This window comes from Herbidospora yilanensis, from assembly GCF_001570565.1.
In the GTDB taxonomy this organism is placed as follows: Bacteria; Actinomycetota; Actinomycetes; order Streptosporangiales; family Streptosporangiaceae; genus Herbidospora; species Herbidospora yilanensis.
In genome coordinates, this window is record NZ_BBXE01000015.1 from 255,557 (window position 1) to 276,840 (window position 21,284).

19 protein-coding genes and 1 tRNA gene are annotated in these 21,284 nt (G+C 70.2%); 10 read left to right on the forward strand and 10 right to left on the reverse strand.

From position 1 onward, the window contains the following. Positions 1-6: 6 nt before the first annotated feature. A tRNA-Leu gene (locus AW273_RS07475) sits at positions 7-79 on the forward strand. Positions 80-793: 714 nt separating this feature from the next. Here the strand turns inward: AW273_RS07475 and AW273_RS07480 are convergent. Beyond that, entirely contained in the window at positions 794-1,945 is a 1,152-nt protein-coding gene (locus AW273_RS07480) for a hypothetical protein (RefSeq protein WP_157555624.1), read from the reverse strand. Beyond that, on the reverse strand, positions 1,854-2,900 hold the full coding sequence (locus tag AW273_RS07485) for a DUF418 domain-containing protein (protein WP_083949574.1): 1,047 nt from the start codon (positions 2,898-2,900) through the stop codon (positions 1,854-1,856). The genes AW273_RS07480 and AW273_RS07485 overlap by 92 nt, the downstream gene beginning before the upstream one ends. A gap of 184 nt (positions 2,901-3,084) precedes the next feature. Between AW273_RS07485 and AW273_RS07490 the strand changes: the two genes are divergently transcribed. The 4 genes from AW273_RS07490 to AW273_RS07505 all read left to right on the forward strand — a co-directional run bounded on the left by AW273_RS07490 (position 3,085) and on the right by AW273_RS07505 (position 6,727). Next, entirely contained in the window at positions 3,085-4,989 is a 1,905-nt protein-coding gene (locus AW273_RS07490; protein ID WP_062346572.1) for a glycoside hydrolase family 15 protein, read from the forward strand. Between the two features lie 86 nt (positions 4,990-5,075). Beyond that, positions 5,076-5,870 (forward strand): Bax inhibitor-1/YccA family protein, encoded by a 795-nt coding sequence (locus AW273_RS07495; RefSeq protein WP_062346574.1) that lies wholly within the window; start codon positions 5,076-5,078, stop codon positions 5,868-5,870. A 166-nt stretch (positions 5,871-6,036) separates the two neighbouring features. Then, complete coding sequence (locus AW273_RS07500; RefSeq protein WP_030451949.1) at positions 6,037-6,264, forward strand: DUF4287 domain-containing protein; 228 nt, start codon at positions 6,037-6,039, stop codon at positions 6,262-6,264. Positions 6,265-6,316: 52 nt separating this feature from the next. Further along, positions 6,317-6,727, forward strand: a complete 411-nt coding sequence (locus tag AW273_RS07505; protein ID WP_062346576.1) for a PPOX class F420-dependent oxidoreductase — start codon at positions 6,317-6,319, stop codon at positions 6,725-6,727. Here AW273_RS07505 and AW273_RS07510 read toward each other — a convergent pair. The 3 genes from AW273_RS07510 to AW273_RS07520 all read right to left on the reverse strand — a co-directional run bounded on the left by AW273_RS07510 (position 6,724) and on the right by AW273_RS07520 (position 10,429). Then, a complete protein-coding gene (locus AW273_RS07510; RefSeq protein ID WP_062346578.1) occupies positions 6,724-7,944 on the reverse strand; it encodes an acetyl-CoA C-acetyltransferase in 1,221 nt (406 codons plus the stop codon). The genes AW273_RS07505 and AW273_RS07510 overlap by 4 nt on opposite strands. Positions 7,945-8,061: 117 nt before the next feature. After that, entirely contained in the window at positions 8,062-9,402 is a 1,341-nt protein-coding gene (locus AW273_RS07515; RefSeq protein ID WP_232327152.1) for an outer membrane protein assembly factor BamB family protein, read from the reverse strand. A 49-nt stretch (positions 9,403-9,451) separates the two neighbouring features. Then, the gene (locus AW273_RS07520; RefSeq protein ID WP_062346582.1) at positions 9,452-10,429 is read right to left on the reverse strand and encodes an SGNH/GDSL hydrolase family protein; all 978 of its coding nucleotides are present in this window, start codon (positions 10,427-10,429) and stop codon (positions 9,452-9,454) included. A gap of 119 nt (positions 10,430-10,548) precedes the next feature. Between AW273_RS07520 and AW273_RS07525 the strand changes: the two genes are divergently transcribed. Further along, a complete protein-coding gene (locus AW273_RS07525; protein ID WP_062339126.1) occupies positions 10,549-11,919 on the forward strand; it encodes a cystathionine beta-synthase in 1,371 nt (456 codons plus the stop codon). Here the strand turns inward: AW273_RS07525 and AW273_RS07530 are convergent. Further along, a complete protein-coding gene (locus AW273_RS07530; protein ID WP_063909869.1) occupies positions 11,905-13,074 on the reverse strand; it encodes a sensor histidine kinase in 1,170 nt (389 codons plus the stop codon). The genes AW273_RS07525 and AW273_RS07530 overlap by 15 nt on opposite strands. Before the next feature lie 133 nt (positions 13,075-13,207). Here AW273_RS07530 and AW273_RS39055 point away from each other — a divergent pair, with 133 nt between their 5' ends. Both AW273_RS39055 and AW273_RS07535 read left to right on the forward strand, forming a co-directional pair. Then, positions 13,208-13,342: a hypothetical protein gene (locus AW273_RS39055; protein ID WP_269750224.1), complete on the forward strand. Its 135-nt coding sequence runs from the start codon at positions 13,208-13,210 to the stop codon at positions 13,340-13,342. Positions 13,343-13,359: 17 nt separating this feature from the next. Then, positions 13,360-14,499, forward strand: a complete 1,140-nt coding sequence (locus AW273_RS07535; RefSeq protein ID WP_062346583.1) for a cystathionine gamma-synthase — start codon at positions 13,360-13,362, stop codon at positions 14,497-14,499. Positions 14,500-14,504: 5 nt separating this feature from the next. On the opposite strand, the gene AW273_RS07540 is transcribed toward AW273_RS07535, so the two are convergent. The 4 genes from AW273_RS07540 to AW273_RS07555 form a co-directional block, all read right to left on the reverse strand. Next, a complete protein-coding gene (locus AW273_RS07540; protein WP_062346586.1) occupies positions 14,505-14,936 on the reverse strand; it encodes a DUF2269 family protein in 432 nt (143 codons plus the stop codon). Between the two features lie 26 nt (positions 14,937-14,962). After that, positions 14,963-15,211, reverse strand: a complete 249-nt coding sequence (locus AW273_RS07545) for a hypothetical protein (protein ID WP_062346588.1) — start codon at positions 15,209-15,211, stop codon at positions 14,963-14,965. 118 nt (positions 15,212-15,329) lie between these two features. Next, complete coding sequence (locus AW273_RS07550) at positions 15,330-17,276, reverse strand: vWA domain-containing protein (protein ID WP_062346590.1); 1,947 nt, start codon at positions 17,274-17,276, stop codon at positions 15,330-15,332. Next, on the reverse strand, positions 17,273-18,646 hold the full coding sequence (locus AW273_RS07555) for a sigma 54-interacting transcriptional regulator (RefSeq protein ID WP_439648619.1): 1,374 nt from the start codon (positions 18,644-18,646) through the stop codon (positions 17,273-17,275). The genes AW273_RS07550 and AW273_RS07555 overlap by 4 nt, the downstream gene beginning before the upstream one ends. 220 nt (positions 18,647-18,866) lie before the next feature. On the opposite strand from AW273_RS07555, the gene AW273_RS07560 reads away from it, so the two are divergent. Together AW273_RS07560 and AW273_RS07565 are read left to right on the forward strand one after the other, a co-directional pair. Next, on the forward strand, positions 18,867-20,042 hold the full coding sequence (locus AW273_RS07560) for an FIST signal transduction protein (protein WP_062346594.1): 1,176 nt from the start codon (positions 18,867-18,869) through the stop codon (positions 20,040-20,042). 13 nt (positions 20,043-20,055) lie between these two features. Further along, entirely contained in the window at positions 20,056-21,048 is a 993-nt protein-coding gene (locus tag AW273_RS07565) for an ROK family protein (protein WP_062346595.1), read from the forward strand. Positions 21,049-21,284: the final 236 nt, after the last annotated feature.

Here is a 21,284-nt window from a genome sequence, read left to right on the forward strand (position 1 = left end):
CGCGGCGCCCCCGTAGCCCAATGGCAGAGGCAAGCCCCTTAAAAGGGCTTTAGTGCGGGTTCGAGTCCCGCCGGGGGCACCGTTTGGTGGCGTAATTCGGCCCGTGACCAGCAGAAATGCGGTCGCGGGCCGTTGTGATTCCAGGATGGCCGCGGTTAATGCCCGCGAACCGACCTGCGACGATGATCGTCCGCCTCGCCGTCAGCGCTCCGGTCAAGGCCGGAACCCCTCTGTGGACGCCGGATCGAGCCTCCGGCGGGCGTCGCGAGCCGATCTTTGTCAGGGCCGAGGAGGGCTCCCGGGGGTGTAGTCGCGTGCACGGCCTTGCTTCGAGGGGAGAATCCCATTTCGCGGCCGAAGGCGGGTCGCTTCCCTTTCGGTACTGGCGGCAGGCGGAAAACGTTGCTAAGGGGTGCCTGATAAATCCCTGATCATGGATGGGGGCACCAGGGGCGCGTCCGGGACCGTTCCGCGGGCGCGACCTTTCTCGCGAGCTCGGAGAATACCGTTGGAGCGATTCTGTCGCCCACTGGTGAAAGGCATTGACAAGGCGATTCTGAATTCACCAAGAATCGTTTTCCGCTGATTCTTCCGGTCATGGGTCTCGGTAATTGCCGTCGACAAGTTTTCGCAGGTGGGAGGTGGTGTGAAGGTGATCGGCGATGTCTCCGGCGTCAATTCCGGCCGGTCTGGGTCCGGGCGGGCCACGTGTGATCACCTGCCCGTCGGGGCATGTCCCGGAATGGTTCCATGTGGAGCGGTAAAATTTCCGCCAAGCCGACCGTGAGAACCGTCAAGTAACATCAGTCACTTTGGTGGCCGTCCCTTTCTCCCAGGTTCCGTCCAGGCGGCGGCCCCGGAGCGCTGATCTGACCGCGTCAGGCAGATCGGGCGAGTCCATCGCGTCAAGTTCGGCCGGGGTCCATTCCCTGGCCGCCACGAGCGTGGCCAGCGGCTTCGCCAGACCCTCGCCCACCAGGCAACGGACCGCCCGGGGCAGCAGCTCGGGCCGGGAGGCGGCCAGCCGGAGGAACGCCTCGGCGGCCTCGGGGCACTCGTCCGCGATCAGCGCCAGCCACCACAACGCCCGCCGGGCCTGCTTGACCGACACGTCCCGGGTGAGGCGGTCGACGAGCCCGGGACGGGCGGCCGCGAACTCCGCCAGCAGCCGCCCCGCGAGCGGCACCGGGCGCGGCGGACGCTCGGCGGCCCACTCCGCCAGCGACTCCAGCTCGGCCGCCGTCCGGCCGGCCAGCTCCGGGATCCGCCGCAGCAGCGTCGGCCGGGCCCCCACCAGCAACGCGGCGGCGACCACGTCGTCCAGCGGATCGGCGTCCCGGGCGTTCACCACGCCATCGGGCCCCGACAGGCGCACCACCTGCTCGACGCCGCAGGGCCGCCGGACTTCGAGAAGCAGCCGGACCGTCGTGGTCCCCCGGTAGGCGCGCAGCTCCGCGAGCAGGGCGTCGAGGTCGTCCCGGAGGTCGGCCTCCTCCACCAGGATCAGCGTCGGCCGTCCCACGTTCTGGAGCGCCCGCAGGAGGTCGCGGCCCGCGCCGGGCCGGAGCAGGCCGGTCCGCCACTTCGGGCCGCGGCCGAGGGCGAACTCCCGCATGAGCCGCGACTTGCCCGCCCCCGGAGGACCGGCGACCGCCAGCACCGACGCCGTCGCCGGCCCGTCGCACCAGTCGGCGAGCCGCCACGACTCCCCGTCGCGTCTCCGGCCGGGCGCCGGACGGCCCACCGGCTCCAGCGCTCCGGCGATGACCCGCCGGGCCTTCCGCGACTGGAGGCCGCGCACGACGGCCACGACGACGGCCGCACCGACGAGATGGACCGCCAAGGAGATCGCGCTACCCTCGGTGACCCAGTCGACCACCCCGCGGAACGTCAGCGCCAGTCCCAGCGACCCGCTCGGCAGCCACGCCCTCAACCGATCCCTCATGGGATCGATCAATACCGTGACGGGCCCGTCTCGGATAGGTGGCCAGACGCCACACATACTCGACCGGTCCCTGCCGGAAACGCCGCAACCACAACGTCGACCACACCCACTGCACGGACAGCACGGCCGCCGCGATGCCCAGCACCGTGGCCGTCGACCAGTCCTCGGCCGTGCCGCCGACGAGCGGCCGCAGCGCCAGCACGAGCAGCGTCGCCGTCAGGTAGTCGGTCAGCGCCATCCGGCCGAGAGGCGCGAAAAGGGCGTACAGGAACCTCCGGAGAGGGCCGCGCAGCAGCACCAGGAACAGGCAGACGTAGACGACGGCGGTCGCCAGCCCGGCGGCCGTGAAGAACCGGACGTCGGACGCCTGCAGGTACCCCAGTACGACGGCCGGCACCAGCGCCACCCCGCCGACGATCGCCGGAACCCGGGCCGACGCGTCCAGCCGGTCGGCCACCCCGTAGCGGACCAGCGCCGACCCCAGCAGGAACAACCCGGGGACCACCAGGATCCCGCCGCCGAGGAACAGCGCCAGGCCCAGCGCCGCCACCGAGGCCACGGCGACCACCCGGCGGGGCAACCACGTCGACGGCAGCAGGACGACCAGCCCGGCGGCGGCGTAGATCGTCAGGACGTCGCCGTTCCACAGCAGCCGGTGGGCCAGACCGAGCACCAGCAGCGCCAGGAGCCGCCGCGCCAGCACCACCCGCGTGCCCGCCGACTCGTAGAGGAGCCAGAACCCCATTCCGAACAGCAGTGAGAAGATGGGGAAGAACCGATGGTCGACCAGCAGTCCGAGCCACAGGTCGGCCGTGGTGGGCGGCCCGCCGTCGGGCGGCAGCAGCCCGACCGTGGTGGCGATGGGCCGGACGTTGGCGACGAGGATCCCGCAGAGCGCGAAGCCGCGGATGACGTCGAGAGCCACGATGCGTGGCCGGGGGGATAGCCGTGACATACGGCAGAAGTCTGGTCACCGCACCGGTCCGCGACCTGACCCGAACGGTCACGTCCGGGCCCGCCGGCTCGTCCTTTCGGCCAACGGGGAGAACCTGCCGCGAGTCGGCGGGAAATGATCTTGTTGGCGTTGATCGCGGCGTATCGTAGCTCGGAACACGGTACGGCGACTGGACGGGTGGAACATGGACACTCTTCACGGATCTTCCCCCTTTCCCCCTATCGCGGATTACGGCTTCCTCTCCGACTGTGAAGTGACCGCACTGGTCGCGAGCAGCGGAAACATCGAATGGCTCTGCCTGCCACGGCTCGACTCCCCGTCGGTTTTCGGCGCGGTGCTCGACCGGGGCGCGGGGCGGTTCCGGCTCGGCCCGGCCGACACGTACGTCCCGGCCGCCCGCCGATATCTCCCGGGCACGATGGTGCTGGAGACCTCCTGGGGCACCCCTCAGGGCTGGATCATCGTCAGGGACGTCCTGCTCATCGGTCCCTGGCACCACGAGAACGAGCTCTCCCACACCCACCGGAGAGCGCCCACCGACTACGACAGCGACCACGTCCTGCTCCGGACGGTCCGCTGCGTGTCGGGCGAACTGCAGATCACACTGGACTGCGAACCGGTCCTCGACTACGGCCGTAAGCCCGTGAACTGGTCATACACAGGTAGGGGCTACCACCAAGGACTGGCGACCGCGGAGGGCAGTGACCTCAAGCTGAGGCTCACCACCGACATGCGGCTGGGCTTCGAGGCGGGCCGCGCCATGGCCCGCACCCTGATCAAGGAAGGGGAGACGCACTTCGTCGCGCTCACCTGGACCGAGCACGAACCCCCGTACACCTACGACGACGCCTACAAACGGCTCGTCTGGACCGCGCACCACTGGCAACACTGGCTGGCCCGCGGCGACATCCCCGACCACCCCTGGCGCGGCTACCTGGAGCGCAGCGCCCTCACCCTGAAGGGGCTGACCTTCGCCCCCACGGGAGCGCTGGTCGCGGCGGCCACGACCTCGCTGCCGGAGACCCCGGGCGGCGAGCGCAACTGGGACTACCGCTACTCCTGGGTGCGCGACTCGACCTTCGCGCTCTGGGGCCTCTACACGCTCGGCTTCGACTGGGAGGCCGACGACTTCTTCTGGTTCATCGCCGACGTGGCCGAGCGCGACGAAGAACTCCAGATCATGTACGGGGTCGACGGCGAACGCGACCTGACCGAGCGCATCCTCGACCACCTCGAAGGGTACGAGGGCGCCAAGCCGGTCCGCATCGGCAACGGCGCGTTCGACCACCGGCAGAACGACGTCTGGGGCGCGGTCCTCGACTCCTTCTACATCCACATCAAGTCGCGCGACCGGCTCGACGACCGGATCTGGCCGATCCTGGTCCGGCAGGTCGAGGCCGCGATGAAGCACTGGCGCGAGACCGACCGGGGCATCTGGGAGGTGCGCGGCGAGCCGCAGCACTTCACCTCCTCCAAGGTCATGTGCTGGGTGGCCATGGACCGCGGCGCCCGGCTGGCCGAGCTGCGCGGCGAACCCGAGCTGGCCAAGACGTGGCAGGCGGTCGCCGACGAGATCAAGGACGACATCTGCACCAACGGTGTCAGCGAGAACGGGATCTTCCGGCAGCACTACGCCACCGACGCGCTCGACGCCTCGCTGCTGCTGATCCCGCTCGTGCGGTTCCTGCCGGCCGACGACCCGCGCGTGCGGGCGACCGTGCTGGCCATCGCCGACGACCTGACGGTCGACGACCTGGTGCTGCGTTACCGCACCAAGGAGACCGACGACGGCCTGGCGGGCGAGGAGGGCACCTTCACGATCTGCTCGTTCTGGCTGGTCAGCGCCCTGGCCGAGATCGGGGAGCTACAGCGGGCCCGGCGGTTGTGCGAGAAGCTGCTCTCGTTCGCCAGCTCGCTCGGCCTCTACGCCGAAGAGATCGACCCGGTCAGCGGCCGGCAGCTGGGGAACTTCCCGCAGGCGTTCACCCACCTGGCTCTGATCAACGCGATCATTCACATCATCCGTGCCGAAAACCACCTTCAGCACCCCGGAACTTCCCCGGCGGATCACTCGTTGAGGAGACGGTGAGAACCATCCCTTGGTCTTGCGGGCTTTACCAACCCACGGGACCATGGCGAAATAGCTGATCATTAAAACCGCATCGTGGAGGCACGGTGGAGAGCAGAAACCCGATTTTCAGTCGGCGTGGCCCGGTCGGCCAAGGACAGTGGTCGGGGCCGACGCCGAGCCCCCAGCATTTGCAGGACATGTACAACCAGCCGGCCTATGCGCCGCCCACCCCCGTGGGCCGCGTCCTGACGATGGACGACGTCGTCATGAAGGGCTTCATCGTCCTCGGCACGCTGCTCGCGTCCGCGGGCGTGGCCTGGGTGATGGAGGTCCCGATCGGGATCGCGGTCGTGGCGGTCATCGCCGCGCTGATCCTCGGTCTGGTCATCACGTTCAAGCAGAGCACCAACCCGGCGCTCATCCTGGCCTACGCGGTGCTCGAAGGCGTCGCGCTGGCCGGGATCAGCCTGGTCTTCGCGGCACGATTCGGCAACGGCATCGTCCTCCAGGCGATCGTCGGCACCATGATGGCGGTCCTGGGTGTTCTCGCGGTCTACGCGCTGAACATCTTCCGCCCCACGCCCAAGTTCGCGAAGTTCGTGATCGGCGCCGCGATCGGCGCCATCGGCCTGATCCTGGTCAACATGCTGGTCGGCATCTGGGTGCCGGGCGGGCTGGGTCTTCGGTCCGGCGGTGCGCTGGCGATCGTGTTCAGCGTCGGCATGATCCTGCTGGGCATGTTCTTCCTGCTGCTCGACTTCGACGAGATCAACCACGCGGTCCAGGCCGGCGCCCCCGAGCGCACGTCCTGGCTGCTCGTCTTCGGCCTGATGCTCAGCATCGTCTGGATCTACCTTGAGGTCCTGCGGCTGCTGTCGTACTTCTCCGGCGACGACTGATCCAACGACGGAAAGCGCGCCCCCGGCCACTCGCCGGGGGCGTTTTCGTTGTACGGCGAGGAACAAAAGATCAACAATTCGTAACGAAGAGATGTCTGTTGGGTCTTGTCAAGCCCCTGGCCGTGAGGCAGTGTCGACTCAAAGAGCCTTATCCGTGGAGGTGCTTATGTCGTTGAACCACTCACCGGAGACCCAAACAAAGCTCATCGCCCGCGTCCCCACGATCACCGGACGCGAACTCCCCGAGTGGTTTCAAGCCATCGACAACGGTCCGTCGTTCTCTCGCTGCGACGAGCGTGCCAACTGGCTCGCCGACGAACACGGGCTGACCCACGGCTACGCCGCCGCCATCGTGCTGGAGCACGAGCGACGCCGACGCGGCCACATTTTCTAACAGGTCTTCACAGCGCCCGCGCCCCCTCCGGCGCGGGCGCATCATTGTGTCCATGGACATCAGCAAGGCCCTGGAGTTCGTCCGGGCCAACCACCGCGCGGTTCTGATCACCCGCTACCCCGACGGCCGCATCCAGTCGTCACCCGTCACGGTCGGGGTCGACGCCGATGACCACGTCGTGATCAGCAGCCGCGAGACCGCCGTCAAGACCCGGAACGTGCGGAAGACCCCCGAGGTCGTCATCACCGTCATGACCGACGCCTTCTACGGCCAGTGGCTCCAGCTTGAGGGCACGGCCGAGGTGGTCTCGCTGCCCGAGGCGATGGAACCCCTGGTCGACTACTACCGCGGCATCAGCGGCGAACACCCCGACTGGGACGACTACCGCGCCGCGATGGAGCGGGACCGGCGAGTGATCATTCGCGTCACCGTGACCAAGGCCGGTCCCGACTTCCACGGTTAGGAGAGTCGCTCCACGATCATCGCCATGCCCTGGCCGCCGCCGACGCACATGGTCTCCAGGCCGATGGTCCTGTCGTGGAAACGCAGGCTGTTGAGCAGCGTCGAGGTGATGCGCGCGCCGGTCATCCCGAAGGGGTGGCCGACCGCGATGGCGCCGCCGTTCACGTTCAGCCGGTCGAGGTCGATCCCGAGGTCCTGGTACGACGGGATCACCTGGGCCGCGAACGCCTCGTTGATCTCCACCAGATCGACGTCGCCGATCGCCATGCCGGCCTTGGCCAGCGCCTTCTTCGACGCCTCGACCGGGCCCAGGCCCATGATCTCGGGCGACAGGCCGGTGACGCCGGTCGACACGATCCGGGCCAGCGGGGTGATGCCGAGCTGGGCGGCCTTGACGTCACTCATGATCACCACGGCGGCGGCGCCGTCGTTGAGTGGGCAGCAGTTGCCCGCCGTGACCGTGCCGTCGGGGCGGAAGACCGGCTTGAGCTGCGAGACCGCCTCGTAGGTGGTGCCCGCGCGGGGGCCGTCGTCCGTGCTGACGACGGTGCCGTCGGGCAGCGTGACCGGCGTGATGTCGGTCTCCCAGAAGCCGTTCGCCAGCGCCTTCTCGGCGAGGTTCTGCGAACGCACGCCGAACTCGTCCTGCTCGCGGCGGCTGACGCCCCGCGAGGAGGCGACGTTCTCGGCGGTCTGGCCCATCGCCAGGTAGATGTCGGGCACGTGGCCGTCTTCACGGGGGTCGTGCCACGGGGGCGTGCCGCCCGCGGCGGCGGCGTCGGTGCGCCCCTTGGCGTCGAGGAACCGGGTGTTGCGGGTGTCGGGCCACGAGTCGGCGGCGCCCTTGACGAACCGTGACACGCACTCGACGCCGGCCGAGACGAACACGTCGCCCTCTCCGGCCTTGATCGCGTGGAAGGCCATGCGGGTGGTCTGCAGCGACGACGAACAGTAGCGGTTGACGGTGGTGCCCGGCACCCCGTCGAGGCCGAGCAGCACGGTCACCACCCGGGCCAGGTTGAAGCCCTGCTCGCCGGCCGGCTGGCCGGTGCCGAGCAGCAGGTCGTCGATCTCGTTCGGGTCGAGTTGCGGCACCTTCGCCAGCGCCGCCGTGACCATCTGGACGGTCAGGTCGTCGGCGCGGATCTCCTTGAGCGATCCCTTGTTGGCGCGGCCGATGGGGGAGCGGGCGGTCGCGACGATGACTGCCTCAGGCATGGGGCTCTCCAGTGTGACGGCGGACCTCTCCCCGGAGGCTACTACCTGGTATTCCAGAAGTCGGCGGCAGGGTGCCAGAAAACAGAACTTTGTACTGGTGCACAAGCGGGCCGAGGATCAGCCGTACATGCCGGGCAGGGTGGTGGTGGCGTCCTTGACGCCGTGGAGGGCGCCCTTCTCGTCGCGCCACAGGCGCCAGCCGTTCTGGGCACCGGTGAACCAGGCGGGCGGGGCGCCCGCGTCGGTGGTGCGTTTCCCGGTGGCCAGGTCGAACTCGCACAACGAGGCGACGGAGTAGAACCCGGCGGCGGCCTTGCCCAGGGGCTGCGGGTCGGTCACGCAGAACGACCAGCTCCGGATGCCCTTGACCTGGGTGGCCTGGCCGCTCGACAGGTCGAAGGCCGAGCCGGGGGCGTTGTGCTTGAGGAACCCGAGGGTGTTCATCGCCTGCGGGAACGCCAGCCACCAGCCGGAACCGGGCACCTGGGTGGCGGTGATCTGCCCCATCACCCGCCCGCTCTGCCCGTCGAGCCGGGCGAACCCGCCGTAGGTGCCCTGGCCGTCGACCGGCCGCACCACCGGCGACACCGCCGGGTTGCCGCTCGGGTAGACCCGCACCACCGACGGCCGCACCCAGTCGATCACCCCGTCGGCCAGCCGGATCGAGAACATCCCGAACGTGGAGGTCTTCCCGGTCTTGGGGTGGGTGTAGGGGGCGATGTAGCCGACCAGCCGGTCGCCGGACACCCCGAACGCCCAGCCGCCCGACAGGTCGACCCCGTTGCCGAGGGCCGCCTGCACCGGCTGCTGCCACAGGGGTGTGCCGTCCTTCAGCGAGTAGGCCTCCACGACCGGGTCGGCCGCGAGGCGCAGGATGACGACGTGCTTGTCGTCGGACCACTCGACCTCGGCGATGCCGGGCATCTTCCAGACCACCTTGCCGGTCTTGGGGTCGAGCACGATCATGCGCGCGTTCGCCAGGGCGGTGTGCTCCGACATGCAGACGAACGCGCCGCAGCGCTGCGGCCCGAACGTCGAGTGGACCGGCCGGGTCCAGAGCTGCTTTCCGGTGCGGGCGTCGCGCGCCATCAGCGTGGCGTTCCAGCGGCCCTGCTTGGCCGGGTCGAGCGCGACCACGACCCCCTGGCCGGGGGCGGTCTCGACGGTGGCGGGGGCCTGCACACCCATGCCGGGCAGCCGCCCGGCCATCGTCGCGGGCTGGGCCCAGAGCTTCTTTCCGCTGGTCAGCTCGACGGCCACGGTCTCCAGGTTCCCGTCGGCCCGCATCGACGTCAGAGCCGCCACCCCGGCCCCCGTGGTGGTCCGGCTGACCACGTTGACCTGGGTGTTGTTCCAGGTCGGGAAGGCGGCGGGGGCGATGGCGGCGTCACTGCCCGAGCAGGCGGCCAGGGCTCCGCACGTGAGCAGGGCGAGCGCGAGGGCATGGGGCCGTATCAAGATTCACTCCTCCAGGGGGTGACGGCCCGGACGCCGAGGGTGACCGGAATCAGGTGTGCGGAGACACCACGTCACGCCTGCGGCGGAGCAGCATGGCCCACCGTCCGTGGGGACCGACCGCCCGGCCTGCGACGCGGGTCGCGGTGACCTCGGTTCCGGGTTCCTCAACGGCCATCGCCGCCAGAAGGTATTGCGAGCCTTCGACGCGCTCGGGGGAGGGCTCTGGCCACAGGTCGAGCGCGGCGCATACAGAAGGTAGCACTGTGTAAGCGGCCTGTAGGTAGCCTCGGGCACTTGGATGGAATCGATCGGGTCCGAACATTTCTGTCGGATTTGTCATGAACGAGGGTCCGAGCAGGTCGGCGAAGCTGACCGTGCGCCCGCCCGCCTCGATCACCGCGATCGTCTGCGCGGCGGCGAGCTGACGGCTCCACCGGCGCGTCACCCAGCGCAACGGCTGGGCGATCGGCCGGACCGTGCCGAGATCCGGGCAGGTGCCCACGACCACCTGCGCGCCCGACTCGCGCAGCCGCCGCACGGCGTCCTGGAGGTGGCGGACCGCGGTCGCCGGGCGGGTCTGGGTGGTGACGTCGTTGGCGCCGATGAAGACGACCGCCACGTCGGGACCGACGTCGAGGGCCCGGTCGACCTGGGCGTCGAGGTCACGGGAGATGGCGCCCGACCGGCCCACCACGGTCAGCCGGACCGGCCGCTCGGCCACCGCGGCCAGGCCGAGGGCCAGGTTCACGCCCGGGGTGTCCTTCGGGTCGGTCATGCCGAGGCCGACCGAGGTCGAGTCGCCGAGCACCACCATGGAGATCGGCTCACCGGGATGGTCGCCGTAGACGCCGTCGGAGGGCGGGCCGTCCTCGGAGGTCGGACGGCCGACGATGCGGCGGGCGACCATGGCCTCGGCCATCAGGAGCGCGTAGGTCGCCGCCCCGAGGGCGGTCACGCCGCCCCCGCCCAGCGCGGCGGCCGTCACGATGCGCCTGGCGGCCCGTGCCGCACCCGGAGTCCAGATCACCGGCCCAACCCCCTATACGGTGTGAGGTGAAAACTAGCCGAGCCCCGGTCACCCCCTTGGGGCTGAGGCAGCCGTCCGGCCGACAAAGCTTCGGCAAAGAACACAAGGTGGTTCTCGCGGTGCGCGTACACGACTCGCTGATCGAGCTGATGGGGAACACCCCGCTCGTGAGGCTCCGCAAGGTGACGGCGGGCGCGCCGGCTCAGGTGCTGGCGAAAGTCGAATACTTCAACCCCGGCGGGTCGGTCAAAGACCGCATCGCGCTGCGCATGGTCGAGGCGGCCGAGCGCAGCGGCGCGCTCAAGCCGGGGGGCACGATCGTCGAGCCGACCTCCGGCAACACCGGGGTGGGGCTGGCCATCGTGGCGCAGGAGAAGGGCTACAAGTGCCTGTTCGTCTGCCCCGACAAGGTCGCCAACGACAAGATCGCCGTACTGCGCGCCTACGGCGCCGAGGTCGTGGTCTGCCCGACGGCCGTCTCGCCCGACCACCCCGACTCCTACTACTCGGTCTCCGACAGGCTCGCGCGGGAGGTCCCGAACGCCTGGAAGCCCGACCAGTACAGCAACCCCGAGAACCCGGCCAGCCACTACCACTCGACCGGCCCGGAGATCTGGGAGCAGACCGAGGGGCGGATCACCCACTTCGTGGCGGGCGTCGGCACCGGCGGCACGATCAGCGGCACCGGCCGATACCTCAAGGAGGTCTCGAACGGCCGCGTGAAGATCATCGGCGCCGACCCCGAGGGCTCGGTCTACTCGGGCGGCACCGGCCGTCCCTACCTTGTCGAGGGCGTCGGCGAGGACATCTGGCCGGCCACCTACGACACCACGATCTGCGACGAGATCATCGCGGTCTCCGACCGTGACTCGTTCGGCATGACGCGGCGGCTGGCCCGCGAAGAGGCGCTGCTGGTCGGCGGCTCGTGCGGGATGGCCACGGTCGCGGCCGTCCGGGTGGCCCGCAACGCCGGCCCCGACGACGTCGTGGTGGTGCTGCTGCCCGACAGCGGCCGGGGCTACCTGTCGAAGATCTTCAACGACGAGTGGATGGCCGACTACGGCTTCCTGTCCACGGCGGCCGACGAACACGCCGTCGGCGAGGTGCTCGTCCGCAAGGGCGGGGTGCTGCCCCAGTTCGTCCACGTGCACCCCCACGAGACCGTGTCGACGGCGATCGCGATCATGCGCGAGTACGGCGTCTCCCAGCTCCCCGTCATGAAGGAGGAGCCGCCGGTCATGGCCGCAGAGGTGGTCGGCTCGATCGTCGAGCGCGACCTGCTCGACGGCCTCTACCGGGGCAAGGTGCACGCCGACGATCCGCTGGGCGACCACATGTCGGCCCCGCTGCCGATGGTCGGTTCCGGCGAGGCGGTGGCCCGCGCGATCGAGGCGCTGGAGAAGGCCGACGCCGCCGTCGTGCTCGAAGACGGCAAGCCCGCCGGCCTGGTGACCAGGCAGGACCTGCTCGCCTTCCTATCGGGCCGGTAGGGGGACCTCCGCGGTCACCTCCCACAGGTGCCCGGCCACCGGGCCGGCGATGAGGTGGCCGCCCATGGTCTCCACCCGTTCGGCCATGCCCACCAGGCCGAAGCCGCCGCCGAGCCGCGACAGCCGCGGGTCGGCGGCCGACAGGGGGTTGGCGACGCGCAGCCGCACCGAGTCCTCGAAGGTGGTCAGCCGCACCTCCACCCACGGCGTGTGCGGGGCGTGGCGGCGGATGTTGGTGAGCGACTCGGTCAGCACCCGGTGCAGCGTGGTCAGCACCTCCGGGGCCAGGGTCAGCGACGAGACGCCCGGCCCGAGGTCGAAGGTGGCGGCGGGGGAGAACTGGTCGACCATCTTCCGCAGGTCGTCGAGGGTGACGCCGACGTGCCGGGTGGCGTGGTCGTCGGCCCGCAACACGCCGACGAGGCGGCGCATCGAGGTCAGGGCCTCGCTCCCGGCCCCGGCGATGGCGTCGAGCGCCGGCAGCACCGCCTCCGGCTGGGTCTCGCCGACGGCGCGGGCGGCCTGGGCCTGGACGACGATGCCGGTGATGTGGTGGGCGACCAGGTCGTGCAGCTCCCGGGCGAGTTCGAGGCGCTCGCCCCTCCTGACGCGCTCCTCGCCGATCTTGCGGCGTTCCTGCTGGACACGCAGGTAGCCGCCGATCGCCGCGCCCACGCCCCACCCGAGCACGAACACGAACGTGGCCCCCGCCGTGGCCGCGTCCGAATAGCCGTTGTAATCGTTCACCGGCCCCTCGAACCTGAGCGACGGGAGGGTGACGAGCGTCATCAGGATCCCGACCGTGATCAGGACGCCGTTCCTGATCGGCTCCACCCGGCGCAGCACGGTGATCGTCAGCACCATGAACGCGCCCGCCTCGGTGAACCCGATCGCGCGCACATCCGACAGCCCGGCCAGCGTCCGCGACAACACCAGCGACACCGCGATCAGCGTGAGCGCCACCAGCCAGGTCCGTCGCTTGCGGAGCGCCACCGCCAGAATGCCGGCGGCGCCGCCGGCCAGGCAGACGATCGTCCCCGTGCCGCCCTCCGCCGCGGCGGTCACGAGGCCGTCGAACACCAAGAGCAGTCCCAGTACGCCGAGCAGCGCGATCTCGCCGACCCGTTGCGTCCAGGTACTGAGCCGTTCCCACACGATCGCCGAGGTTACGACGAAAGGGGTAGAGCGGACATCGGCCGATCGGCCGACCCCGCCACGGCGAACCATCCCCATGGGCGAGATGGAGATGAATGTCCGTCTTGTTCCATTGAGAGTGGAGGTGGTCACCGTGACCGTGATCGCAATCGCCCTGGTGGCGTTAGGCCTGGTGCTCGTCGGTGTGCTGGCGCTCGCCGACCCCGTCCTGCTCTCGCGCTTCGAGGAGTCGGACTTCGGAGCGAAGGAAAAGCAGAAGGCGGCCTAGCCGATACGCTCGACTCCATGACTGAAGGCTTCGAAACCCTGGCCATCCACGCCGGGCAGGAACCCGACTCGCTGACCGGTGCGGTGGTGCCGCCCATCTACGCCGTCTCGACGTACAAGCAGGACGGCGTGGGCGGGTTGCGGGGCGGATATGAATACAGCCGCTCGGCGAACCCGACCCGGACCGCCCTTGAGTCGTGCCTGGCCGCTCTCGAAGGCGGCGTGCGCGGGCTGGCGTTCGCCTCGGGTCTCGCCGCCGAAGACACCCTGCTCCGCACGGTCTGCCGGCCGGGCGACCACGTGATCATCCCCGACGACGCCTACGGCGGCACCTACCGGCTGTTCGCGAAGGTGCTGGAGCGCTGGGGCCTGGCCTACGACCCCGTCCCGCTCGGCGACGCCGAGGCGGTGCGCGCCGCGATGCGTCCCGAGACCAAGGTCATCTGGGTCGAGACCCCGACGAACCCGCTGCTCGGCATCGCCGACATCGAGCGGCTGGCCTCCATCGCCCACGAGGGCGGCGCGCTGCTCGTGGTCGACAACACCTTCGCCTCGCCCTACCTGCAGCAGCCGCTGGCGCTCGGCGCCGACGTGGTCGTCCACTCGACGACCAAGTACGTCGGCGGCCACTCCGACGTCATCGGCGGCGCGCTGGTCACGCGCGACGTCACCCTCGGCGAGGAGCTCACCTACCACCAGAACGCCATGGGCGCGGTGGCCGGGCCGTTCGACGCGTGGTTGACGCTGCGCGGCGTGAAGACCCTCGGGGTGCGCATGGACCGCCACTGCGACAACGCCGAGCGCGTCGTCGACCTGCTGCTCTCCCACCCGAAGGTGATCGAGGTCTTCTACCCCGGCATCGAGCGCCACCCGGGCCACGAGATCGCGGCCAAGCAGATGAAGCGTTTCGGCGGCATGGTGTCGTTCCGGGTCGCGGGCGGCGAGCAGGCGGCCGTCGACGTGTGCGACCGGGCCCGCCTGTTCACCCTCGGCGAGTCGCTCGGCGGCGTCGAGTCGCTGATCGAGCACCCCGGCCGGATGACCCACGCGAGCGCGGCGGGCTCGCCGCTGGAGGTTCCGGCCGACCTGGTGCGTCTGTCGGTGGGCATCGAGACCGTCGGCGATCTCCTCGACGACCTCTCCCAGGCCTTCGGCTGACCCGTCTACGGGTTGAAGAAGACCATCAGGACGAGGATCACCAGCCAGATCAGGGCGACGATGCCGCCCAGCGCGGCGATGCGCGCCACCTGGACCTTCCCGTCGTCTGACGGGTCGTCGTTCTCCAGGGCGGCGATCGCCTTCTTCGTGTCGCGGTCGATGATGACGAGCATCACGGCCGCGACTATGAACAGCGTCATGGAAACGGTCAGGTAGACCTCCCCCAGGTTGCCGCCCCCGAGCAGCAGACCGAAGAGGAAGACGCCCAGTGTCAGCAGGCCGAACACCCGGCCCATCCGCTTGAGGTAGTGCAGGACGTTCAGGTCCTGCTTGCGGATGTAGCGCGGGATCGAGCTCGTGACGACGGTCAGCGGGCCGATCGCGAAGATGGCGAAGGCGATGTGCAGCCAGAGCAGCAGCTTGTCGAGGAACGACATGCGCCGAAGGCTATCGCGATCACGCCTCACACCGTCAGGGTGTCGTCGATCTTCGCGCATGTCGGGCAGGCCTGCTCGGGGTGGATCACACAAGCGGTGTGGTCCACGTTGAGTCCGAGCATGCGCCGCGACAACGACGACAGGGCGCTCTGGGGGCTGAGGGTGAGGCTGCGCCGGCGGTCCTCCCGCTTGATGCTGTGCACCACGAGGGCGAAGCCCGCCAGGGCGCCGAAGGCGAGCAGGAGTGAGACGACGAGGATGAAACTGGACAACATGTGCGCGACTCCAATCGCTGCGGTGAATCGCACGTTATGAGGTCGCGGTGCCGCCCGGTTGTGAGACGTCGGACAGGGTGATCTCACCTGCTGTTAGACCGATATCACCCTTCGTCTACTATGCCCGTCTGCGCGCCCGCAGGAAGTCGCTGACGACGTACTCGCCGAGTTTGTCGACGTTGGGGGCGAACACCCGGCCGCCGTTGCGCCGCGCGACCTCGTCCACGAAGGCCCTGAGCCGCTCGTCGGCGGCCAGCATGAAGACGTTCAGCGTGGCCCGGCGCCGGGTCATCTTGTCGACCTCGGCCAACGTCAGTTCGAGGGTCTCCTTCGACGGCGGCCACTCGAACCGCGGGCTGCCGTCGCGCATCAGGTGGGCGGTCGGCTCGCCGTCGGTCACGACCAGCACGACCGGCTCGAAGTCGGGGTGCCGGTCGAGGTGGCGGCCCGCGATCAGCAGCGCGTGGTGCAGGTTGGTGCCCTGGACCATGTCCCATTCGAGGCCGGCCAGTTCGTCGGGCTGGAGCACCCGGGCGTAGTTGGAGAAGCCGATGATCTGCACCGCGTCCTGCGGGAACTTCGAGGCCACCAGGGCCTGGAGGGCCATGGCGGTCTGCTTGGCCGCCGCCCAGGTGCCGCGCAGCGCCATCGAATAGGACAGATCGACCAGCAGGCAGACGGCCGCGGCCGACCGCCTTTCGGTTTCGGCCACCTCGAAATCGTCCACCGAGAGGGTCACCGGGGCGCCGCCGCCCCTGCGCACCCCGTTGATCACCGTGCGGACCACGTCGATCGGCTGCTCGTCGCCGAAGCGCCACGGCCGGGTCGAGCCGGTCAGCTCCCCGGCGGCGCCGGCGTCGTGCTGGTCGTGGTCGCCCCGGCGGGTGCTCTCCAGCGAGTTGAAGACCCGGCGCAGCGCGGTCTCGCCGAGGCGGCGCACCGCCTTCGGGGTGAGCTCCAGCTTGCCGCGGTTGCGGCGCAGGTAGCCCTGCTGCTCCAGCTCGCGCTCGATCTGCTTGAGCGCCTGAAGGTCGTCGACGGCCGAGCGGCCCAGCGCCCGGCGGATCACCTCCTCGTCGACGTCGGACAGGCGTGCGCCCGGGTAGTCCTGGCGCAACGACGACTCCAGGTCGTTGAGGTCGGCCAGCTCCTGGAGGGCGCTGACGGAGTCGCCCATGCTCATCGGCGACTCGCCGCTGACCCGCTCGGCGGAGTTCCAGGCGAGGTCGGGGCGGCGGGCGTAGAGGGAGTCGCCGAGGCGGCGCATCTGGTCGGCCAGGCCGCTCTCCTGGAGGGACTGGTCCATCAGGCCGGCCAGCTCGGCGCGCTGCTCGGGGGTCATCGAGGCCAGCATGCGCTGGGCGGCGGCGGCCCGGCGGGCGAGCTGGTCGACCAGTTCCTCCAGGTTGCGCGGGTTCTCGGGGAACATGTCGCCGAAGTCGCGCATGAAGTCGTCGAAGTCCTGCTGGGTGTGCTCGCCCCGGGCGTCGCGGTCGAGCATCTCGTTCAGCGCGGCCATCATCTGCCTGACCCGCTCCATCGCGGCCGGGTCTGGGTTGGCCAGGGCGTCGCGCATGCCCTTGAACTGGCTGTCGAGCACCTCCCGCCGCAGCAGGTCGCGCAGCTCCTCGAACGACCGGCGCGCCTGCGGCGAGCGCCAGTCGTATTCGGACAGTTCCTGTACGGCCCTCGCGGTGTCATCCGGCAGGTCGTCGAGCTGGGTCTCACGGAAACGGGCGTCGTCGGACGGGTCGGGGAACAACTCGGTGCGCTCCTGGTCGAGGGCGCGGTCGAGCAGTTCCCTGGCCTGCTCCAGGATCCCGTCGAGCCGGGTGTTCTGCCGCAGGTCCCGCCTGCGGTTGCGGACCTGCCGGAGCAGCTCCTCCAGGCCACGCCGCCCCGGCGCGTTGGGCAGACCCCGTTTCAGCAGGTCACGCAGCGCGTCGAGGGGGGTCGAGCCGGACAGGATGGCGTCGCCCATCTCGTCGAGGGCGCCCCTGACGTCGTAGGGCGGCGCCAGGGGGTCGGGGCCGTCCTGGTATTCGCCGTACCGGTAGGAGGTCACGTGCGGTAGACCGCGGCGCCCGCGATGTCGTCCTTAGACAGGCGGCGCATCAGGTAGAGGCCTTCGAGGGCGAACTCCAGCGCGGCGGCGGCGTGGCCGGGGGACTCGTCGCCCTCGCCCATGCCGATCCGCGACATGATCTTGGCGAGGCCCTCGACCCGGCCGATCCGGCGCAGCAGCTCGGTGGCGCCGACCAGCTCGCCCGACTCGATCTGGGCGCCCTGGGCGAACTTGTCGAGCAACGGCGCGAGGTCGGCGCCGCCCAGGGTGCCGCGGAAGGTCTCGGCGGTGGCCCTGCGGAGCAGGTGGGCGAGCACCTCGATCTCCCGGCCCTCCTCGCTGACCTCGAACTCGACCTTGCCACGCAGCGTGTGCACGATCCCCGGCAGGTCGCAGACCCGCGCCACCGGCAGATCCTCACCGGTCAGGGCGGCCCGCCGGACGGCGGAGGCGGCGGCGGTCTCGGCGGCGGCGATCGAGAACCGGGCCGACACGCCCGACCGGGTGTCGACGGCGGACGACTCGCGGACCAGCCGGGTGAACCGGGCGATGATCTCCACGAGGTGCTCGGGCACGTCGGCGCCGATGTCGCCCATGGCCTCCTGGCGGATCAGGACCAGCTCGTCGTCGATCGACCTGGGGTAGTGGGTGCGCACCTCCGCCCCGAACCGGTCTTTCAGCGGCGTGATGATGCGGCCCCGGTTGGTGTAGTCCTCGGGGTTGGCGGAGGCGATCAGCAGGACGTCGAGGGGCAGCCGGAGGTTGTAGCCGCGGACCTGGATGTCGCGCTCCTCCAGCACGTTGAGCAGCGCGACCTGGATGCGCTCGGCCAGGTCGGGCAGCTCGTTGACGGAGAAGACGCCCCGGTTGGTGCGCGGCACCAGGCCGTAGTGGACGGTCTCGGGGTCGCCCAGTGTGCGCCCTTCGGCGATCTTGATCGGGTCGACGTCGCCGATCAGGTCGCCCACCGAGGTGTCGGGGGTGGCGAGCTTCTCGCCGTAGCGCTCGCCGCGGTGCTTCCAGGCGACGACGATCTCGTCTTCGCCGAGCGCGCGGCAGCGTCCGCAGACGGGCTCGTAGGGGTGGTCGTTGATCTCGCAGCCCGCGATGACCGGCGTCCACTCGTCGAGCAGCCCGACGACCGTGCGGATCAGCCGGGTCTTGCCCTGGCCGCGTTCGCCGAGGAGCACGACGTCGTGCCCGGCGATCAGCGCGCGTTCGAGATGGGGCAGCACGGAGTCGTCGAACCCGACGATGCCCGGGAACCTCGGCTCACCGGCGCGCAACCTGGCCAGCAGGTTCTCTCGGATCTCGGCTTTGACTGACCGGTGGACATGTCCGCTCTCGCGCAGTTCGCGCAGAGTGCTCAATGTCGGAGCGGGTGCTGGCGATTTGTGCACGGGATCGAGACTACGTCGCCATTGGAGTTCCGGCACCTGATTGCCGGCACGAGGAAGATTCGGATCTTGACCATTGCGTGACGATCCGTACGCGTCGGCAACGTGCTACTGGGGAGAAACGGGGCATGAAGCCTATGCAACACATCTACCCGAGATAGCGCGACTTGTCCGTAAAAGAGGGGGCGAGACGATGGCGGTAATCACCAGCCGGTTCGCCGACGGTCTCGCCGTCGGGCCCAATCTCGTCGAGAGTGCGGAATCGGCCATCCGGCAGGCCGTCGAAGGCCTCTCCGGGCCCGCCGACCTGGTCTGCTTCTTCATCTGCGGGGAAGACCCCGACGACGTCGCGCGGGCCGGGCAGCGGGCGATGGCCCTGGTTCCGGACGCCGCGGTGATCGGCTGCAGCGCCACCGGCGTGATCGGCGACGCGCAGGGGGTCGAGCTCACGCCGGCCGTGTCGGCGTGGGCGGCCAGCCTCGGCGAGGCGCGGGTGACGACCTTCGCGCTGGAGTCCCTGCGGGCCGATGACCGGTTCGTGGTGATCGGGCTGCCGGAGCGTGACCCCGACGACCGGGTGGCGATCATGCTCGCCGACCCCTACAGCTTTCCGACCGACGCCTTCATCGAGCACTCCGGCGAGGTGCTGGGCAACCTGCCGATCATCGGCGGTCTGGCCAACGGGCTGCGCGGGCGGGGTTCGGTCCGGCTCTTCGCCGACGGCGAGGTCTACACCGAGGGCGCGATCGGGGTGCTGCTGAGCGGCCCCGTCCAGATCAGCACGGTGGTCAGCCAGGGCTGCCGCCCGATCGGCCCGACGATGATCGTGACGGCGGCCGAGGACAACCTGCTCCTCGAACTCGCCGGCCAGCCCGCGCTGGCCCGGCTCGAAGACATCGTGAGCTCCCTCGACGAGGACGACCGCGAACTCGTCGCGAGCGGCCTGCAGATCGGCGTCGCCATGGACGAGTACGCCGAACGGCACGAGCGGGGCGACTTCCTGATCCGCGGCGTGCTCGGCATCGACCCCGAACGCGAGGCCGTGGCCATCGGCGACGTGGTGGAGATCGGCCGCACGGTCCGCTTCCAGGTCCGCGACGCCGAGACGGCCGACGAGGACCTCTACGAGCTGCTCGACGCCCACATCGAGTCGGGCGGCCGGGTCGACGGCGCGTTGTTGTTCTCCTGCAACGGCCGGGGCTCGGCGATGTTTGGCACCCCCGACCACGACGCCCTCGCGCTGCGCGACACCCTCGGCCCCATCGGGATCGCCGGGTTCTTCGCCGCCGGAGAGGTCGGGCCGGTGGGCGGGGTGAACCACGTGCACGGATTCACGGCTTCCGTCCTGGTCTTCTCATCGTCGTCGTGAGACAGTCGGCGCCGTGGCGGTTCTGGCGGTCGACATCGGCGGCACGAAGTGCGCGGTCGCCCTGACCGACGCGTCGGGAGACATCCTCACCTCGCACGTGGCGCCCACCCCTCCCGGCGGCGACGCCGAGACCCTGTGGCGGGCGTTGTGGTCGCTTATCGAGACCACGGTCGGCTCGGCACCGGTCGACGGCGTCGGCGTGGGCTGCGGCGGCCCCATGACCTGGCCCGAGGGCGTGGTCGCCCCCCTCAACATGCCCGGCTGGCGCGACGGCTTCCCGGTGGTGGCCCGGCTCCGGGAGAGGTTTCCGGGCGTTCCGGTACGCGTCCACAACGACGCCATCGCCCTGGCGGCGGCCGAACACTGGAAGGGCGCCGGCCGGGGCGTCGACGACATGATCGGGATGGTCGTCTCCACGGGCGTCGGCGGCGGCCTCATCCTCGGCGGCCGCCTGATCAACGGCGGCACCGGCAACGCCGGCCACATCGGCCACGTCGTCGTCGACCCGTCGGGCCCGCCCTGCGGCTGCGGCGGCCACGGCTGCCTGGAGGCCGTCGCCCGCGGCCCCGCCCTCGCGGCCTGGGCGGTCGACCAGGGCTGGATCCCCGGCACGCCCGCCGCCGGCCCGCTCGACCCCGAGCTCTCCGAACGGGAGGCCGCGGCCCTCTACCGCGAGAACGCGAAGGCGACCGGCCGCCAACTGGCCGCCGACGCGGCGGCGGGCGACCAGATCGCGGTGGCGGCCATGAACCGGGCGGGCTGGGCGCTGGGCCTGGCCATCGCCTCGGCGACCCACCTGTGCGACGTCGACCTGGTGACCATCGGCGGCGGCCTTTCCCAGTCGGGGCCACTGCTCTTCGAGCCCCTGGAGGAGACGCTGCGGACCCACACGCGCATGGGCTTCTCCTCGCGGGTGCGGGTCGTGCCGGCCGCGCTGGGCCAGGAGGCGGGGCTGATCGGCGCGGCGGCGCTGATCCTGGGCGGCGACCGTTACTGGTCCCCTTGAGCGCTGCGCCATATGCCGAAATGTCCGGCACGTAGTGCCGGATCGGCGGTGCACGTGTCGACGGCCAATGTGTCAGCGGCGGGCGGTGGCGACAGCGGATGCTTTCTGCGGCGCAGCGTTTTGGCGACGCCGGGTGTCAGCGGCGGTTGACTCTGCGGCGGATGGTGTGTGGCCCGGTGGTGTCTGTGGCTTGCGGCCCCTGGTGTCTGCGGCCCCTGGTGTCTGCGGCCCCTGGT

Excerpts from the sequence above, each read along its gene's own strand:
- AW273_RS07490 (WP_062346572.1), top strand. The coding sequence starts at position 3,085 with ATGGACACTCTTCACGGATCTTCCCCCTTTCCCCCTATCGCGGATTAC.
- AW273_RS07540 (WP_062346586.1), bottom strand. The coding sequence starts at position 14,936 with ATGTCGTTCCTCGACAAGCTGCTGCTCTGGCTGCACATCGCCTTCGCC.
- AW273_RS07535 (WP_062346583.1), top strand. The coding sequence starts at position 13,360 with ATGACTGAAGGCTTCGAAACCCTGGCCATCCACGCCGGGCAGGAACCC.
- AW273_RS07480 (WP_157555624.1), bottom strand. The coding sequence starts at position 1,945 with ATGAGGGATCGGTTGAGGGCGTGGCTGCCGAGCGGGTCGCTGGGACTG.
- AW273_RS07485 (WP_083949574.1), bottom strand. The coding sequence starts at position 2,900 with ATGTCACGGCTATCCCCCCGGCCACGCATCGTGGCTCTCGACGTCATC.
- AW273_RS07545 (WP_062346588.1), bottom strand. The coding sequence starts at position 15,211 with ATGTTGTCCAGTTTCATCCTCGTCGTCTCACTCCTGCTCGCCTTCGGC.
- AW273_RS07560 (WP_062346594.1), top strand. The coding sequence starts at position 18,867 with ATGGCGGTAATCACCAGCCGGTTCGCCGACGGTCTCGCCGTCGGGCCC.
- AW273_RS07500 (WP_030451949.1), top strand. The coding sequence starts at position 6,037 with ATGTCGTTGAACCACTCACCGGAGACCCAAACAAAGCTCATCGCCCGC.
- AW273_RS07505 (WP_062346576.1), top strand. The coding sequence starts at position 6,317 with ATGGACATCAGCAAGGCCCTGGAGTTCGTCCGGGCCAACCACCGCGCG.
- AW273_RS07510 (WP_062346578.1), bottom strand. The coding sequence starts at position 7,944 with ATGCCTGAGGCAGTCATCGTCGCGACCGCCCGCTCCCCCATCGGCCGC.